The sequence below is a fragment of the Streptococcus sp. 27098_8_51 genome (genome assembly GCF_041432205.1).
Taxonomy (GTDB): Bacteria; Bacillota; Bacilli; order Lactobacillales; family Streptococcaceae; genus Streptococcus.
In genome coordinates this window covers 134558-151771 of sequence record NZ_JAPVZE010000004.1, presented here as the reverse complement: position 1 = coordinate 151771, position 17214 = coordinate 134558, and the positions used below count along the sequence as shown (strand labels likewise).

Below are 17214 nucleotides of genomic sequence, written 5' to 3'. Positions count from 1 at the left end.
GACTTTCTTTTTAAATCGCATTCTTATCAAGACCAAGTTTACGTTGAACAAACTTGACGATTTCGACGATAAGTATCATTGAGAAGCTTCCAGCTAGAACAATACCCCATTGCGACAAGTCTAGTTTGGTTACGTGGAAGATACCTTCAAGCGGTTCTACAACGATTGTTGCCATCAAGAGAATGAAGGATACCAAGATAGACCAGTTGAAGGTCTTAGACTTGAATGGTCCGACTGTCAAGATGGATTGGTAAACAGACTTGACGTTGTAGGCATGGAAGAGCTGGATCAAACCAAGTGTTGCAAAGGCCATGGTGAGGGCATCTGCGTGAATAGCATGATTGTCACCCACGTGAACTGGGTAAGCAATCGCAAGGCCATAAACACTCATAACAATAGCTGCTTGGAGTACACCTTGATAAATGATAGAACTCAAAACACCACCTGAGAAGAAGCTTGCCTTGCGTCCACGTGGTTTGTGGGTCATAACACCTGGCTCAGCTGGTTCGACACCAAGGGCGATAGCTGGGAAGGTATCGGTTACCAAGTTGATCCACAAGAGATGAACTGGCTGCAAGACGTCCCAACCAAACAAGGTTGATAAGAAGATAGTTAATACTTCAGCAGTATTGGCAGAAAGTAAGTACTGAATAGTCTTTTGAATGTTTGAGAAGACCTTGCGTCCTTCTTCAACTGCGACGATAATGGTCGCAAAGTTATCATCTGCAAGAATCATGTCAGAAGCCCCCTTAGAAACCTCTGTACCAGTGATTCCCATACCGATACCGATATCGGCTGTTTTCAGAGCTGGCGCATCATTAACACCGTCACCTGTCATAGCAACAACCTTACCTTGTTTTTGCCAAGCCTTGACGATACGAACCTTGTGTTCTGGAGATACACGCGCGTAGACAGAGTATTGACCAACGACTTTTTCAAATTCTTCATCAGAAAGTTCGTTGAGTTCAGCACCAGTCAAAACATGGTCTTCCGAGTCATTTTCGTCGATAATTCCCAAACGTTTGGCAATAGCTTCTGCTGTGTCTTGGTGGTCACCAGTGATCATGATTGGACGGATTCCCGCTTCCTTAGCGACACGAACAGCTTCTGCTGCTTCGGCACGTTCAGGGTCAATCATTCCAATCAATCCAGTAAAGATCAAGTTGTTTTCAAGCTCTTCAGAAGTAAGATTTTCTGGAATACTGTCGATAGTCTTATAAGCACCTGCAAGGACACGCAAGGCTTGGTGAGCCATTTCCGAGTTATTTGTATGGATTAATTCAGTGACTTTCTCATCAATCGGAGCAACATCTCCAGCTTTATCACGAGCAACACAGCGTTTCAAAAGTTGATCTGGAGCCCCCTTGACTGCCACGAGGAATTTACCATCTGGCAATGGATGAACCGTTGACATGAGTTTACGATCTGAGTCAAACGGCAATTCAGCTACACGAGGATATTTCTCTAAAAATCCTTTAACATCGTAGCCCTTGTCCAAGGCATACTGGATGAAGGCTGTTTCCGTTGGATCCCCGATCAGGTTACCTTCAGCATCAATCTTGGTATCATTGGCCAAGACAACCGAACGAAGTAGGGGCATGTCCAAGCCAAGTTCAATATCATCAGCTGAGTCATGTAGGACTGCGTCGTAGAAGACTTTTTCGACTGTCATCTTGTTCATGGTAAGCGTACCAGTCTTATCAGAAGCGATGATTTCTGTTGAACCAAGTGTTTCTACTGCTGGCAACTTACGAACGATAGAGTTTCGTTTGGCCAAAACTTGAGTACCAAGGGCAAGAACGATCGTCACGATAGCAGGAAGTCCTTCTGGAATGGCTGCAACAGCAAGCGCAACAGAGGTCATCAACTCACCAAGTGGATTTTTACCTTGAATGAAGACTCCAACTACAAAAGTAACAAGGGCAATAACCAAAATCGCATAGGTCAAAACCTTAGAAAGGTTGTTCAAGTTTTGTTTAAGTGGTGTATCCGTCTCATCCGCATCTTGGAGCATGCCAGCGATATGACCCACTTCCGTGTACATACCTGTATTGACAACAACACCAAGACCACGACCATAAGTCACATTTGAGTTTTGGAAGGCCATATTGACACGGTCACCAATACCAGCATCGGTAGCGAGTTCTACGGTCAAGTCTTTTTCAACCGGAACAGACTCACCTGTCAAAGCTGCTTCTTCGATTTTAAGAGAATTAGCTTCTAGCAATCGTAGGTCTGCTGGCACCACGTCACCTGCTTCAAGAGCAACGATATCACCTGGTACCAATTCTTTTGAATCAATCTCAGCCATATGCCCATCACGAATAACGCGAGCAGCTGGACTCGACATAGACTTGAGGGCTTCGATGGCTTCTTCTGCTTTTCCTTCTTGGTAAACACCGAAGGCAGCGTTGATGATAACCACGGCAAGGATAATGATGGCATCTGCGATATCTTCCCCACCAGAAGTTACGACTGACAAGATAGCCGCAGCAATTAGGATGATAATCATCAAATCCTTAAATTGCTCAATAAACTTGACTAGGAGAGATTTTTTCTCACCCTCTTCCAGTTCATTGCGTCCATATTCAGCTAGGCGTTGCTGTGCTTCGCTTGACGAAAGACCTTGCTCAGTAGCTTCAACTGATTTCAAGACTTCTTCGGGACTTTGAGTATAAAACGCTTGGCGTTTTTGTTCTTTTGACATATGTCTCCTCCTTGACTTTGTGTGCAAAACAAGCTCTCTTTTGGTTTTATGACAAACAAAAAGAGACATGTTAATCATAACAAGTCTCGCTGTTTAAGATAGCGCCGGAAAGAATACTTTACAGTATAAAATTCGGAATGACGACACTATCACAGGTTTCTGCCAGCTACTCCCTTGAGTAGTACTATTATATCAAAATTTGAATAATTTTCAAGGGTTTAAATCTGATGAAACAAGACTAAATTTGAATTTTCCCATGAAAACCAGTATAATGAAAACAGAATCTCAGCACTAGAAAGGAAGTCCGATGAACCAATCCATGTCAAATCTCAAGTTGGCGGAACGTGGTGCCATTATCAGCATTTCGACCTACCTCCTCTTGTCTACGGCAAAATTAGCGACTGGCCACCTCCTACATTCTTCCAGTTTGGTAGCGGATGGTTTCAACAACGTATCAGATATTATCGGAAATGTTGCTCTTCTGATCGGTATTCGTATGGCACGCCAGCCTGCAGACCGTGACCATCGTTTCGGTCACTGGAAGATTGAAGATTTGGCTAGTTTGATTACTTCCATCATCATGTTCTACGTTGGCTTTGATGTTCTTAGGGACACCATTCAAAAAATTCTCAGTCGGGAACAGACGGTTATTGACCCTCTAGGTGCAACTCTCGGAGTCGTCTCTGCGGCAGTCATGTTCGCAGTTTATCTCTATAATACTCGCCTCAGTAAGAAATCTAAGTCCAAGGCGCTTAAGGCTGCCGCCAAGGACAATCTTTCCGATGCTGTCACCTCGCTTGGGACTTCCATTGCCATCCTAGCCAGCAGTTTTAATTATCCAATCGTGGATAAACTGGTCGCTATCATCATCACTTTCTTTATCTTAAAGACAGCCTATGATATCTTTATCGAGTCTTCCTTCAGTCTTTCAGATGGTTTTGATGACCGTCTGCTAGAGGACTACCAAAAGGCCATCATGGAGATTCCAAAGATTAGTAAGGTCAAGTCCCAAAGAGGGCGGACCTACGGTAGCAATATCTACCTTGATATCACCCTGGAAATGAATCCTGACCTATCAGTCTATGAAAGTCATGAGATTGCGGACCAGGTTGAGTCTATGCTAGAAGAACGATTTGGTGTTTTTGATACTGATATCCACATCGAACCTGCTCCTATACCTGAAGACGAAATTTTGGACAATGTCTATAAAAAACTACTCATGCGCGAGCAATTGATTGACCAAGGCAATCAATTAGAAGAACTCCTTGCTGAGGACTTTATCTATATTCGTCAAGATGGAGAGCAGATGGACAAAGAGGCTTATAAGACTGAAAAAGAACTTAGTGCTGCGATTAAGGATATTCAAATCACTTCCATTAGTCAGAAAACCAAGCTCATTTGCTATGAGCTAGATGGTATCGTCCATACCAGTATCTGGCGTCGCCATGAGACTTGGCAAAATATCTTTCATCAGGAAACTAAAAAAGAAGACAAACAATGACCCTATCCAGTGGATAGGGCCTTTTTGATTATTCTACTTTAAGCAAAGACAGACTATGACGGTTTGGAAGATTTGCTTTTCGAAGCTTGTTTTGCCTCTTTTCTTGCTTGACGATTTTGTTCAATACGCCATTCTCTTTCATAGTACTTCATGATCTCATAGACCCTTTCAGGAAAATCCACATCTAGTAGAAAGATCGGGATAATTAAATCTGCTGACGGATGAAAAGGGAGAATCCTTCTCTTCAACAGAGCTAGAAAGGATTGGGATTTCACATTTTCCTTGTTTTTAAAATAGACTTCAATCCGATAAGAATCCCTATACTTCCCTCGAATCCGAGAAAAGGAAAACTCTTCTACATCTGCCCAAGCATAGAAATGACTGGGTTTCTTTGGGTTTGGTTTGTAGTAAAACCCCTCAACTGTGCATCTCAAATACTCCTTATCCAAGCTTAACAGTCTGTATGTCTGATAAATGATTACTCCAGCACAAAAGAGGACAAGCAGTATTAATAACAGACTTATCGTATGAAGTTTAGTTCCCTTTTGCGAGTACAAATGGAGATAAGAGAGAGGTAGCAAGAAAAAAAGTACTGAAGTCAAGCCAAACAAGGCATTCCAAATGATTTTCTTGGGACTACGTTTAATGACTTTTTCTTCCATTATGCCAACTCACTTAGATATTCATAGCGCTCGTATTTTTCAAGGAGTTCTTCGTTTTTCTCATCCAGTTCTTTTTGGAGAGTAGCCAGCTTACCAAAGTCAGAGCCATTTGCCTGCATTTCTTCTTCAATAGCAGCAATACGATTTTCCAAGGCTTCAATATCCCCTTCAATGCTTGCCCACTCCTGCTTTTCTTGGTAGGTCATGCGTTTCTTGTCTTCACGGACCTTGACTACTTTTTCCTTTTCTGCCTTTTGCACTTGATTGGACATCTCTGTTTCAAAGACTTTTTCATCAAGGTAGTCGGTGTAATGACCAAAGAAAGGACGAATCTTACCATCCTCAAAAGCGAGAATCTTGGTCGCTACCTTATCTAGGAAATAACGGTCGTGGCTAACTGTCAAGACAGGGCCGGCAAAGCTCTGCAAGAAATTTTCCAAGACTGTCAAGGTTGCAATGTCCAAGTCATTTGTCGGCTCATCCAAAAGGAGAGCATTTGGTTTTTCCAAGAGCAGTTTGAGGAGATAAAGGCGTTTTTTCTCTCCACCAGACAATTTCTCAATCAAGGTTCCATGCGTCGAACGTGGGAAAAGGAACTGCTCCAGCAACTCAGCGATGGAAGTCGTAGAACCACCGCTGGTCTTAACCTCTTCTGCTACTTCCTGCAGGTAATTGATAACGCGCTTGCTTTCATCTAAACCTTCAATTTGTTGAGAGAAATAGGCAATGCGAACCGTCTCACCGATGATAACTTGACCTTTAGTCGGCTCAAGACTTCCTGCGATGAGATTAAGCAGAGTTGACTTCCCGACACCATTATCCCCAACAATTCCGATACGGTCTTTGGCTTGCACCAATAGATTAAAATCTTGCAAAATGGGCTTGTTTTCATAGGCGAAGGAAACATTCTGAAACTCGATGACTTTTTTCCCAATCCGACTGGTTTCAAAGTTCATGGTCAAGTCTGTATCAGCAACGCCACCTGAAACTTCTTTTTTCAAATCGTGGAAACGATTGATACGGGCCTGTTGCTTGGTCGCACGTGCCTGTGGTTGTCTGCGCATCCAGGCCAGTTCTTGCTTATAAAGTTGTTCTTTTTTGTGGAGAAGGGCAGCGTCACGCTCATCTTGTTCAGCCTTGAGGCGAACATAGTCCTGGTAATTTCCCTGATACTCGGTCAAGCCTGCTCGGTCCAACTCGAAAATCCGCGTTGATAGTGCATCTAGGAAATAACGATCGTGGGTGATAAAGAGAACGGTCTTCTTGGAATTTTTCAAAAAAAGAGTCAGCCACTCAATGGTCGCAATGTCCAGGTGGTTGGTCGGCTCGTCCAGAAGCAAGAGGTCGTGGTTTCCTAGGAGAACTTGCGCCAACTGAACCCGTCTTCTCAAACCGCCTGACAATTCACCAACTGGAGTCGACAAGTCCTGAATACCCAGCTTGCTGAGGACCGTCTTGACCTGGCTTTCAATTTCCCAGGCTTGGAGAGAATCCATCTCTGCCATGACCCGTTCCAAATGAGCCTGCTTGTCCTCACTGTAGTTGAGCATGATTAACTCATACTCACGAATCAACTGGATTTCCTTGAGGTCGCTGGACAGAACCGTGTCCAAAACTGTCTTGCTATCATCAAAATCTGGATTCTGAGTCAAGTAGCCAATCTTGTAGTCATTCTTAGCCGAAAAGGGACTGACATCCCCATCAAAGCCAGAAACACCAGAAAGAACATCTAACAGAGTGGTCTTACCAGTCCCATTGACACCAATCAGACCAATTCTATCCAAGTCATGGATGATAAAGGAAATATCCTTAAAAACGGTCTTGTCACCAACGGATTTGCTTAGTTTTTCAACGATAAAATCACTCATTTTTTCTCCCTCAGGTAAGCATGGATAGCTTGACGATCATTTTCCAACTCTCCATCGACAATGGCAAACTCAATCTCTGTTAAAATCTCTCCCAAGTCTGGTCCTGGCTGGTAACCATATTCCTTAATCAAAATTCCACCATTAACCTGAATTTCTTTCTTGTCATGAATGGTTAAACTCTGGTAAGTTTCAGTGATAGCTTGTGGATTGACTGCTTTTCCTTGGGCCTGACGAAGATTTTCAGCCTGTAAAAGTAAATCCAAGTCAAAGCGGTAACAATCGCGCTTGCTCAGCTCTCCTTCTTCTCGTAAAACCAAAATAGTCAGCAAATCCTGAACCTGCTTAGCAAACTGGCGTGAGGTTTTCCATGCCTTCAAAAATGGCTGTGCATCTTTAATCTCCAAAGCCCACAATAGAGCTGCCCAGGCTTGTTCGGAGGATTCAAAAGTGAACTCAGTCTCCAAATCAAACAGTCTGTTGAGCTTGTCCTGGCTTCCTGCCATATCTGGAAGATAGTCATAAGCTTGACTCTCAATCATGGAAGAAAGACCAACTCGCCAAAAAGGTGCCAGCAAGAGCTTATCAAACTCAACGAAGGTGCGCTCTACAGAAATTTTCTCCAAGAGTGGCGTCAAAGTTTTCATCGCTTCAAAAGTTTCTGGCTCAAGTTTAAAACCGAGACTGGCCTGAAAACGGAAACCACGCATAATCCGCAAAGCATCTTCGTTGAAACGCTCACTAGCCACTCCAACTGCTCGCAAGACTTGGTTTTTCAAATCTTCTAAACCATGGAACAAGTCAATGATTTCACCTGTCTCATCCAAAGCGAAGGCATTGACTGTGAAATCACGGCGCTTGAGGTCTTCTTCTAGCGAACGCACAAAGGAAACCGCACTGGGTCTACGGTAGTCCACATAGACATCTTCGGTCCGAAAGGTCGTCACTTCATATTCCTCGTCCCCATCTAAAACTAAAACAGTTCCGTGCTCGATTCCGATATCGGCTGTTCGCGGAAAAATCTGCTTGGTCTCCTCTGGATAGGAAGAAGTCGCAATATCCACATCGTGAATGGGACGATTGAGGAGGGCATCTCGAACAGAGCCCCCAACAAAATAGGCTTCAAAACCTGCTTCTTTAATTTTTTCTAATACTGGTAAAGCCTTCTGAAATTCAGAAGGCATTTGCGTTAATCTCATAATAAGTGTTCTAATCCATAGACAAGCTCATGACGCTTGACAACTTCTTTGATTCCCAAATTGACCCCTGTCATGAAGGAGCTGCGATCATAGGAGTCATGACGAAGGGTCAATCCTTCTCCCTGATTGCCAAAGATAACTTCTTGATGAGCTACTAAGCCTGGCAATCGAACTGAGTGGATCCGCATGCCATCAAAGTCAGCACCACGAGCACCCGCAATCAACTCTTCCTCATCAGGCGCACCTTGCTGGATTGATGCCCGAACTTCCGCCATCAACTCAGCTGTTTTGATAGCTGTTCCACTCGGAGCATCTTTTTTCTTGTCATGATGGAGCTCGATAATCTCCACATTTGGGAAATATTTGGCAGCCTGCGCCGCAAATTGCATGAGCAAGACAGCTCCCAAGGCAAAGTTAGGGGCAATCAAGCCACCCAAATCTTGTTTACGGGAAAATGCTTTTAGTTCTGCAATTTCTTCACTAGTGAAGCCTGTTGTTCCAACCACTGGAGCAAAGCCATTTTCAAGAGCAAAGCGTGTATTTTCGTAGGCAACAGCTGGTGTGGTGAAATCCACCCAGACATCTGCTTCAAATCCAACCAAGTCAACCTTATCATTGAAGACAGGAATTCCCTGCCACTCTGACTCAGACTCAAACGGATCCAAAACTGCGACCAAGTCCAAGTCTAGATCAGCCAAGACCATCTGACACGCAGCTTGGCCCATCTTTCCCTTAAAACCGGCAATAATTACTCGAATACTCATCTCTACTCCTGTCTAAGATACAAAGCCTGTAAGAACACAAAGTGAAAATAGGAGTTCTGATCAAGGAGTGTCTACTCCTTGGAAGAACTATCTTTTTCACACAGGGTTCCAGGCGTGTTCAATTATCAAGATACAAAGGACGTTAGCTGCCCATGAAAAATAGGGAATGGCGCTGACTTTCCATGAAAGGCAAGACAGGCATCTTTTTTCAAGAGGCAGGTAGGCCGTGTTCAATTGCTAAGATACAAAGCCTGTAAGAACAATTTAGACGATTGGTGTATAGCTCAAGGCGATACTACCTTCTCCAAGGTGGGTCCCAATAACACTACCAAAGGTTTCAATTGGAATTTCAGCAGTCACACCACTCTCCATCAAAAGCTGACGCAAATCTGCTGCCTTCTGAGGAGCGTTCCCATGAATGACTGTAATACGGTAGTCCCCATCTTTTGTCAACTCTTTGATGATTTCCACCAAACGTTTGGTTGCTTTCTTTTCTGTACGAACTTTTTCGTAAACTTCAATCACACCTTGGTCATTAAAGTAAAGGATAGGCTTGATACTGAGGAGATTCCCTAAGATGGCTGCCCCATTTGACAAACGTCCTCCTTTAACCAAGTGATCGAGGTCATCTACTATAATAAAGGCTGAATTATCAGCAATTTGAATCCCCAACTTCTCCTGAATCTGGGCAAAATCATCACCTTGCTCTGCCCATTCAAAGGCACTCTCTACCATAAATCCTAGAGGGGAACTTGTGATATGGGTATCTGGAAAGGCAATGGTCAAACCTTCATACTCGTCTAACATATATTGGATATTCTGATAAAAGCCTGAAATTCCTGACGAAAGAAAGAGGCCCAAGACATGAGTATAGCCTTCATCTTTCAAGGAACTTAGAATCTCATCCAATTTGGCAATACTTGGTTGACTAGTTTTAGGCAATTCTGCAGACTGAGCCATTTTTTGATAAAATTCCTCAGCAGTCAGATTGACACCTTCAACATACTCCTCCCCATCAATATTGACAGGAATATCCAGGATAAATAGATTCTCTCTTTGCAGCGTCTTCTCCTCTAAATAGGCGGAAGAATCTGTAATGACAGCTAATTTCATGACTAAAACTCCAAATTGATCCCTGGAAGATCCAAGGCGATTTCTGTTACTTCATACGTCAAACGGTTGAGCATGTTCAAGCATGGACGTGCCAAGGTTTCGACTTCTTCTTGGTTAAATTCGCTTGGTTCGTTGACAATACGACCTTCCACGTGGTTTACTTGGGAAATCGTCCCGCTGATGACAAATTTGTCAAAGACAATCATGAAACTCAAGATAACAACAAGCGAAGTCACTTGGTTTTCTTGGTCATGTTGGAGTAACTGAAAGTTCACGTCTACCTTGGTTTCAGGAGCGCCATTTTCATTTTCCCATTCAAAGTTACGAGCATCAAAGTGATACTGGCTAACAAATTCTTGTTCTCGTTTAAGATTCATTTTTCTCTCCCATTGCTACAATTTACTATGCAATTGTACCACATTTTTATCATTTCATCTAGTTTTCTAGGCTTTAGTCAATTCCGATTTCATCTTTAACAACAGCAGCAATCGTATCTACATAGTAGTTGACTTCTTCTGTTGTAGGAGCTTCCGCCATGACACGCAAGAGGGGTTCTGTTCCACTTGGGCGGACAAGGATACGACCGTTCCCTGCCATCTCTTCTTCCATCTTTTCGATGATTGTCTTGATGGCTGGTACTTCCATGGCTTTTTCTTTCATGGCATTTTCCACTCGGATATTGACCAGTTTTTGTGGGTAAATCGTCACTTCTGATGCTAGTTGAGACAAGCTCTTGCCTGTTTCTTTCATGATTTTAGTCAATTGGACAGCTGATAATTGACCATCACCAGTTGTATTGTAATCCATCAAGATAACGTGGCCTGATTGTTCACCACCAAGGTTGTAGCCTGATTTTCTCATTTCTTCAACGACATAGCGGTCTCCAACTGCAGTGACTGCTTTGTTAATACCAGCACTCTCCAAGGCCTTATGGAAGCCAAGGTTAGACATAACGGTTGTCACGATGGTATTTTGAGCCAACTGGCCTTTTTCAGAAAGGTATTTCCCGATGATATACATAATCTTATCACCATCAACGATGTCGCCATTTTCATCGACAGCAATCAAGCGGTCACTGTCTCCGTCAAAGGCCAAACCAATAGCTGACTGGCTTTCTTTGACCACTTCTTGAAGAGCTTCTGGATGTGTAGAACCCACATTCAAGTTGATATTAAGACCATCTGGTGTCTCACCGATTACAGTTATTTGAGCTCCAAGGTCTGCAAAGATTTGACGAGCACTTGTAGACGCTGCACCATTGGCTGTATCCAAGGCCACTTTCATCCCTTCAAGAGGAGTTCCAGTTGAAACAAGGTAGCCTTCATACTTACGTAAGCCTTCTGGATAGTCCACTAAGGTTCCCAAGCCCTCAGCACTCGGACGAGGAAGGGTATCTTCGGCAGCGTCTAGCAAGGCTTCGATTTCTGCTTCTTTTTCGTCATCAAGTTTGAAGCCATCCCCTCCAAAGAACTTAATTCCATTATCAAGGGCTGGGTTGTGACTCGCAGAAATCATGACACCCGCACTAGCTCCCTCAGTTTTAACCAAGTAAGCTACTGCTGGTGTTGCAAGGACACCGAGTTTGTAGACGTGAATCCCTACTGATAGAAGACCTGCCACCAAGGCAGATTCTAGCATTTCTCCTGAGATACGTGTATCACGTCCTACAAAGACTTTAGGGGCTTCCGTTTCATGTTGACTAAGAACATAACCACCAAAACGTCCTAATTTAAAGGCCAATTCTGGCGTCAGTTCTACGTTTGCTTCTCCACGGACTCCATCGGTCCCAAAATATTTACCCATGTTGTTAATCATCCTTTTCTACTTTTTTATTTATTCTTGTTTAGACGAGTCTGGTTTTGTTTCTGAACTCGTTGAAGACGAGCTGCTAGTCGAGGATCCTGTTGACGAGGTTGTTGACGAGTTACTTGAACTAGACGTTGCTGTTTTTGTTGTAATTTTCATAGTTGTGTCAAACGGCATAATGACGCTTGGTAAGACATTTCCATTTTTATCGACTGCTTGTAGAGGAACAGAGGACGAGTAGTTTCTAGTTATCCGTTCACTCGTCGGTAAGATGGCAATGACACGATCTACTTTGGAGAGGGTTTCCTCATCACTAATAACCGTTACTTTTTCATCTGATACAGTAACTGTATCGATTTTCACGCGAGAATCAATCTGACTAGGATCAATCTCCGGCACAACAATGACATTGTCTCGTTTTGCTTTTTTACCGACCTTCACTGTTATCTTTTGCGGTGTCGCAACAGCCGTCAAACCGCTCGGAAGATTTTCAATGGTTAGAGGAACTTCGATGGTTCCTACACTGGCATCAGAAAGATCAGCCGTCACCTTAAATTTGCGGGTACTTTCCTGCATCTCACTCGCCAAAGCAACTCTGTTTGACCCTGTTAGAAAGACCGTCACCTCAGATGTAAAACCACTGATAAAATACTGATCGCTGTCATACTGAATATCAATTGGGACATTAAGAACTGTGTTTGTATAAGTCTCCGTCCGCACCTGTCTGGCACTGTTGCTATTCTGATAGTTTGTCAATGTTGCATAGATAAAGAGAATGCAGGCGAAAAAGAAGGAAGAAATGATGTATAGACTATTTTTTCTCATGTTTCAATCCTCCTAGCAAGCGCTCTTTCAGACCTTGCTTTTTCTCTGATTTTGGAAGTAAGATTCTTCTCAATTCAGATTCAAACTCTTCCAAGGTCAAATCGTGCTTAAAGACTCCATTATAGGTGATGGAGATTCCACCTGTTTCTTCCGAAACCACAAAGGTAAGAGCATCTGATACTTCCGACAAACCAATCGCCGCCCTGTGACGCGTTCCAAACTCCTTGGAAATTCCGGTATCTTCAGTCAAGGGTAGATAGGCTGAAGTTACAGCAATCCGGTCTTCCTTGATAATGACAGCACCATCATGCAAGGGAGTATTGGGAATGAAAATATTGATAAGCAATTCAGCCGAAATTTTAGCATCTAAAGGAATCCCTGTCGAGATGTATTCCTGCAAGGTTCTCACTCGCTGAACCACTACAAGCGCCCCAATCTTACGAGGACTCATGTATTCAACTGATTTCACAAATGCACGAACCATCTGTTCTTCCGCACTGATAGGGGCATTGGAGAAGAAATCAGTAGCCCGGCCCAATCGCTCCAAACCAGTCCGAATCTCTGGTGAAAAGATAACCACCGCTGCAATCACCCCGTAGGTGATGATCTGATTGATCAACCAGGAAATAGTTGTTAAACCAATCATATTGGAAAGAATCTGGGCTAGAATAAAAACTAAGACTCCACGGACCAATATCATAATCTTGGTGCCTGCAATAGCTTTAGTAAAATGATATAAAATACAAGTCACAATGAGAATATCAATCAGATTGGTGACTATACTCCAAGGACTTGAAAACAAACTCGTCCAGTATTGCAAATTGGATAATTGTTGAAAATTCATCCTTGGCCTCCTCCCTGTCAAAACACTTTACTCATCATTATACCATTTTTTGCCCATTTTTTCCCTATCCTACCTCATTTTAAATTAAGCAAAAATATGATAAAATAAACTGATTAGAAAAAACAAAGGAGAAATCATGTCTCAACTCTATGATATTACTATTGTAGGTGGTGGTCCTGTTGGGCTCTTTGCTGCCTTTTACGCCCACCTACGCCAAGCCAAAGTCCAAATCATCGACTCCCTTCCCCAGCTCGGTGGTCAACCAGCCATCCTCTACCCTGAGAAGCAAATCCTTGATGTGCCAGGTTTCCCAAACTTAACTGGGGAAGAGTTGACCAATCGCTTGATTGAACAGCTAAACGGTTTTGAAACACCTGTTCACCTCAACGAAACTGTTCTTGAAATCGAGAAACAAGATCAAGGATTTACCATCACAACCAACAAGGGAAGCCACCTGACCAAAACAGTCATCATTGCCATGGGTGGTGGTGCCTTTAAACCGCGTCCGCTCGAACTAGATGACGTCGAAAATTATGAAAATATCCACTACCACGTTTCCAACATCCAGCAATACGCTGGTAAGAAAGTGACCATCCTTGGTGGTGGGGACTCAGCAGTAGACTGGGCTCTGGCTTTTGAAAAGATTGCCCCAACTACTCTCGTTCACCGCAGAGATAATTTCCGCGCCTTGGAACATAGTGTGCAAGCCTTACAAGAATCATCTGTGACCATCAAGACACCGTTCGTCCCTAGCCAACTCCTTGGAGATGGAAAAACACTTGACAAACTGGAAATCACCAAAGTCAAATCGGATGAAGCCGAAACTATCGAAGTAGACCATCTCTTTGTCAACTATGGTTTCAAATCATCTGTTGGCAATCTTAAAAATTGGGGTCTGGACCTCAACCGTCACAAGATTATCGTTAACAGCAAGCAAGAGTCTAGCCAAGCAGGTATCTATGCCATCGGGGACTGCTGCTACTATGAAGGAAAGATTGACTTGATTGCGACAGGACTGGGTGAAGCACCAACTGCCGTTAACAATGCTATCAACTACATTGACCCTGACCAAAAAGTTCAACCCAAACACTCAACCAGTTTATAATAAAAGAACCACGAATCAATGATTCGTGGTTTTATAATTCATCTGCGATCTTGTTGATTTTTCTGAGTCTGTGGTTGACACCACTTTTGGTCAAGGGATTGCTCAGGCTATCTGCCAACTGCTGGATAGAGTAGTCTGGATGCTGAATCCGCAACTGAGCCACCTCTTGCAAATCTACGGGTAAATTTTCCAAACCCATTCTATCTTTGATTTTACTGATATTATTGATGGTCTTCATACTAGCAGAAACCGTTCGAGCGATATTGGCTGTTTCAGCGTTATTGGCTCGATTGAGATCGTTACGAGTTTCACGCAAAATCTTGACGCGCTCAAAATTATCACGCGCTTGCATAGCCCCAATTACGATCAAGAAATCCATGATGTCCTCTGCACGCTGGAGATAGGTAACTGCACCTTTCTTGCGTTCAATAACCTTGGCGTCCAACAAAAACTGCTGAAGGAGAGAGGCCAATCCTTGGGCGTGGTCCAGATAAACAGAACTGATCTCCAGCTGGTACTTGCCAGACTCAGGATCGCGGATACTTCCATTTGCCAGAAAGACCCCACATAAGTAGGCACGACCTGCTTCTTCATCTTCTAAAATATCAGGATCGATGCCCGTCTCCAAACCAAAGAAGGAATCTGCAAGCCGCAAATCAGCTAAAAGCTCCTGCACCCTCTCATCAGTATAGACCGTATAGACACGGTTCTTGCGAAGATTGCTTCTCTGATGGTGACGAATCTCTGACTTGATGTCATAAAAATGGAGAAAGGACTCATAGAGATGCCGAGCCAACTTGGCATTTTCAGTCACGACTGACAAGGTTAGGCCAGAAGTCGAGAGACCGATACTGCCAGACATCTTGATGATGGCAGACAATTCATGACGACTGAGATGGTGTTGACCAAGAATTTCCTCTTTTACTGCAACTGTAAAACTCATTTCCGCACCTGTATAATTCGCATCAATTCATCCACAATCAAATTCCCATCGTGAAAGGCTCCTCCATTTTCCAAACGAAGGAAGTTGGATGAAATCACACGAGGCACCTGCTTGCAAAGACCAGCAAAATCATGTTCCACCTGTACCAAATATTCATCAAATCGGTTGGTATCCATGTATTCTCTAGGAACCTTTTCAATATTGACCAAGACTGTATCAATAAAAGGTCGACCTAAGTGTCGATGGAGGACTTCCACGTGGTCACTGTCTGAAAAGTACTCTGTTTCCCCACGCTGGGTCATGATATTGCAGACATAGGCGATCTCAGCCTTAGTCTCCAAGAGAGCCTGCCCAATCTCCTCAATGACAATATTGGGCAAAATCGATGTAAAGAGGGAACCAGGCCCCAAGACAATCATGTCACTCTCGAGAATGGTATTGACTACTCGACGGCTGGCTTGCGGTGTTTCATCATCCAAGGTATTGGTCACATAGACATGGTCGATCATGCCCGGATGGTCTGCAATGTGGCTCTCACCTGCCACCTCAGAACCGTCTTTAAAGACTGCATGCAGTGTCAGAGGCTGATCGCTTGATGGGTAAATTTTTCCTGTTGTATGAAAGAACTTACTGAGTAATTGCATAGCATTGTAGGTAGATCCTTGCATTTCAGAGAGCCCTGCTATGATGATATTCCCCAGTGGATGACCCGCAAAAGCTCCAGCTTCTTCAGAGAAACGGTACTGAAAAACCTTCTCATAAAATTTAGGCATATCCGACATGGCTACCAGGACATTGCGAAGATCTCCTGGTGGTGTCAGCTGTTGGATATTCTTTCTTAGCTCACCAGAAGAGCCACCATCATCAGCTACCGTTACGATGGCTGCGATATCAACATCCTTTTCTCGCAAGCTTTTCAAAATGACGGGGATACCAGTTCCTCCACCAATTACCGTTATCTTTGGTTTTCTCATGAACGGTTTACCGTTTCCTTTCTTCTGTCTTTGTCACGATGGCTTTCATTGACAGGCCAGTTTTTAGCAAGGTCCTCAGCGATTCGTTTTGCAAAGGCAACACTACGGTGCTGTCCACCTGTACATCCTACTGCAATGGTTAAAACAGACTTGCCTTCTTTTTTGTAACTTGGCAAAATGGGCTCAATCAAGGCGAGCAAGTGCTGATAAAAACTTTCAGACTCTTCATGATTCATCACATAGTCATAAACTGCTTGATCCTCACCTGTCTGATTACGGAGTTCAGGCAGGTAGTAGGGATTTGGCAAGAAACGGACATCAAAGACCAGGTCTGCATCGATCGGGATACCATACTTGAATCCAAAAGACATGACTTCGATACGGAAAGACTGGGCTTGTTCTTGGTCTGAAAATTGCTCTGCAATGGTTTTACGCAGTTCACGAGGAGTGAGTTCTGTTGTATCCACCACATTTTGACTCATGTTTTTCAAAGGTGCTAGGAGTTCACGTTCCAGCTTGATGCCATCTAAAATCCGACCATCAGCAGCTAGAGGGTGACTTCGTCTAGTTTCCTTATAGCGTGCCACCAATTCCTTATCTGCTGCGTCTAAAAAGAGGATTTTGAAGTCCAAATCGTCTTGGTTTTCCAATTCATCCAAAACTGCCTGAATCTCTGAAAAGAAGGAACGGCTCCGCATATCGACTACCAAGGCCAGTTTGTGGTCATCATCCTTGGTCTCTACCAACTGCAAAAACTTTGGCAAGAGGGCTGGCGGCATATTGTCAATAGTGAAATACCCCAAATCCTCGAAGGACTGAATGGCTACTGTTTTCCCTGCACCACTCATCCCTGTCACAATTACTAGGTGAAGTTGTTTCTTTGTCATCTATCTCTCCTTATATCAA

Annotated in this window: 15 protein-coding genes; 2 read left to right on the top strand and 13 right to left on the bottom strand. The window is 43.5% G+C overall.

The window, feature by feature from the left end:
• Positions 1 to 10: 10 nt before the first annotated feature.
• A complete protein-coding gene (locus tag O3622_RS04785; RefSeq protein ID WP_371607124.1) occupies positions 11 to 2707 on the bottom strand; it encodes a cation-translocating P-type ATPase in 2697 nt (898 codons plus the stop codon).
• A 307-nt stretch (positions 2708 to 3014) separates the two neighbouring features.
• Between O3622_RS04785 and mntE the strand changes: the two genes are divergently transcribed.
• Positions 3015 to 4208, top strand: coding sequence for a CDF family manganese efflux transporter MntE (mntE, locus tag O3622_RS04780; RefSeq protein ID WP_371607123.1), 1194 nt, complete (start codon positions 3015 to 3017; stop codon positions 4206 to 4208).
• A gap of 53 nt (positions 4209 to 4261) precedes the next feature.
• Here the strand turns inward: mntE and O3622_RS04775 are convergent, their stop codons facing one another.
• From O3622_RS04775 to cdaA, 9 genes are all read right to left on the bottom strand, one after another.
• Positions 4262 to 4873: a hypothetical protein gene (locus tag O3622_RS04775; protein WP_371607125.1), complete on the bottom strand. Its 612-nt coding sequence runs from the start codon at positions 4871 to 4873 to the stop codon at positions 4262 to 4264.
• Complete coding sequence (locus tag O3622_RS04770) at positions 4870 to 6738, bottom strand: ABC-F family ATP-binding cassette domain-containing protein (protein WP_095725888.1); 1869 nt, start codon at positions 6736 to 6738, stop codon at positions 4870 to 4872. The genes O3622_RS04775 and O3622_RS04770 overlap by 4 nt, the downstream gene beginning before the upstream one ends.
• Positions 6735 to 7934 (bottom strand): CCA tRNA nucleotidyltransferase, encoded by a 1200-nt coding sequence (locus tag O3622_RS04765; RefSeq protein ID WP_371607122.1) that lies wholly within the window; start codon positions 7932 to 7934, stop codon positions 6735 to 6737. The genes O3622_RS04770 and O3622_RS04765 overlap by 4 nt, the downstream gene beginning before the upstream one ends.
• Positions 7931 to 8698: a 4-hydroxy-tetrahydrodipicolinate reductase gene (dapB, locus tag O3622_RS04760; RefSeq protein ID WP_000027862.1), complete on the bottom strand. Its 768-nt coding sequence runs from the start codon at positions 8696 to 8698 to the stop codon at positions 7931 to 7933. The genes O3622_RS04765 and dapB overlap by 4 nt, the downstream gene beginning before the upstream one ends.
• A 264-nt stretch (positions 8699 to 8962) precedes the next feature.
• Positions 8963 to 9811, bottom strand: a complete 849-nt coding sequence (locus O3622_RS04755) for a DegV family protein (protein WP_371607121.1) — start codon at positions 9809 to 9811, stop codon at positions 8963 to 8965.
• Positions 9812 to 9813: 2 nt separating this feature from the next.
• On the bottom strand, positions 9814 to 10188 hold the full coding sequence (locus O3622_RS04750; RefSeq protein ID WP_001050092.1) for a DUF1149 family protein: 375 nt from the start codon (positions 10186 to 10188) through the stop codon (positions 9814 to 9816).
• Between the two features lie 73 nt (positions 10189 to 10261).
• Complete coding sequence (gene glmM / locus O3622_RS04745) at positions 10262 to 11614, bottom strand: phosphoglucosamine mutase (RefSeq protein ID WP_371607120.1); 1353 nt, start codon at positions 11612 to 11614, stop codon at positions 10262 to 10264.
• A 30-nt stretch (positions 11615 to 11644) separates the two neighbouring features.
• The gene (locus O3622_RS04740; protein ID WP_371607119.1) at positions 11645 to 12442 is read right to left on the bottom strand and encodes a YbbR-like domain-containing protein; all 798 of its coding nucleotides are present in this window, start codon (positions 12440 to 12442) and stop codon (positions 11645 to 11647) included.
• Complete coding sequence (gene cdaA, locus O3622_RS04735) at positions 12429 to 13286, bottom strand: diadenylate cyclase CdaA (RefSeq protein ID WP_371607118.1); 858 nt, start codon at positions 13284 to 13286, stop codon at positions 12429 to 12431. Before cdaA ends, O3622_RS04740 begins: the two co-directional genes overlap by 14 nt.
• 136 nt (positions 13287 to 13422) lie before the next feature.
• Between cdaA and O3622_RS04730 the strand changes: the two genes are divergently transcribed.
• Positions 13423 to 14391, top strand: coding sequence for an NAD(P)/FAD-dependent oxidoreductase (locus O3622_RS04730; protein ID WP_371607117.1), 969 nt, complete (start codon positions 13423 to 13425; stop codon positions 14389 to 14391).
• A 31-nt stretch (positions 14392 to 14422) separates the two neighbouring features.
• On the opposite strand, the gene whiA is transcribed toward O3622_RS04730, so the two are convergent.
• Genes whiA through rapZ form a run of 3 tightly spaced genes read right to left on the bottom strand, consistent with a single transcriptional unit; the run spans position 14423 to position 17195 of the window.
• Positions 14423 to 15334, bottom strand: coding sequence for a DNA-binding protein WhiA (gene whiA / locus O3622_RS04725; protein WP_371607116.1), 912 nt, complete (start codon positions 15332 to 15334; stop codon positions 14423 to 14425).
• Positions 15331 to 16308, bottom strand: coding sequence for a YvcK family protein (locus tag O3622_RS04720; protein ID WP_371607115.1), 978 nt, complete (start codon positions 16306 to 16308; stop codon positions 15331 to 15333). Before O3622_RS04720 ends, whiA begins: the two co-directional genes overlap by 4 nt.
• Positions 16305 to 17195 carry an RNase adapter RapZ gene (gene rapZ / locus O3622_RS04715; protein ID WP_000163039.1) on the bottom strand — a complete coding sequence of 297 codons (891 nt, stop codon included), beginning with the start codon at positions 17193 to 17195 and terminating at the stop codon, positions 16305 to 16307. Before rapZ ends, O3622_RS04720 begins: the two co-directional genes overlap by 4 nt.
• Positions 17196 to 17214 lie beyond the last annotated feature (19 nt).

Excerpts from the sequence above, each read along its gene's own strand:
- O3622_RS04785 (WP_371607124.1), bottom strand. The coding sequence starts at position 2,707 with ATGTCAAAAGAACAAAAACGCCAAGCGTTTTATACTCAAAGTCCCGAA.
- mntE (WP_371607123.1), top strand. The coding sequence starts at position 3,015 with ATGAACCAATCCATGTCAAATCTCAAGTTGGCGGAACGTGGTGCCATT.
- O3622_RS04770 (WP_095725888.1), bottom strand. The coding sequence starts at position 6,738 with ATGAGTGATTTTATCGTTGAAAAACTAAGCAAATCCGTTGGTGACAAG.
- O3622_RS04765 (WP_371607122.1), bottom strand. The coding sequence starts at position 7,934 with ATGAGATTAACGCAAATGCCTTCTGAATTTCAGAAGGCTTTACCAGTA.
- dapB (WP_000027862.1), bottom strand. The coding sequence starts at position 8,698 with ATGAGTATTCGAGTAATTATTGCCGGTTTTAAGGGAAAGATGGGCCAA.
- O3622_RS04755 (WP_371607121.1), bottom strand. The coding sequence starts at position 9,811 with ATGAAATTAGCTGTCATTACAGATTCTTCCGCCTATTTAGAGGAGAAG.
- O3622_RS04750 (WP_001050092.1), bottom strand. The coding sequence starts at position 10,188 with ATGAATCTTAAACGAGAACAAGAATTTGTTAGCCAGTATCACTTTGAT.
- glmM (WP_371607120.1), bottom strand. The coding sequence starts at position 11,614 with ATGGGTAAATATTTTGGGACCGATGGAGTCCGTGGAGAAGCAAACGTA.
- O3622_RS04740 (WP_371607119.1), bottom strand. The coding sequence starts at position 12,442 with ATGAGAAAAAATAGTCTATACATCATTTCTTCCTTCTTTTTCGCCTGC.
- cdaA (WP_371607118.1), bottom strand. The coding sequence starts at position 13,286 with ATGAATTTTCAACAATTATCCAATTTGCAATACTGGACGAGTTTGTTT.
- O3622_RS04730 (WP_371607117.1), top strand. The coding sequence starts at position 13,423 with ATGTCTCAACTCTATGATATTACTATTGTAGGTGGTGGTCCTGTTGGG.
- whiA (WP_371607116.1), bottom strand. The coding sequence starts at position 15,334 with ATGAGTTTTACAGTTGCAGTAAAAGAGGAAATTCTTGGTCAACACCAT.
- O3622_RS04720 (WP_371607115.1), bottom strand. The coding sequence starts at position 16,308 with ATGAGAAAACCAAAGATAACGGTAATTGGTGGAGGAACTGGTATCCCC.
- rapZ (WP_000163039.1), bottom strand. The coding sequence starts at position 17,195 with ATGACAAAGAAACAACTTCACCTAGTAATTGTGACAGGGATGAGTGGT.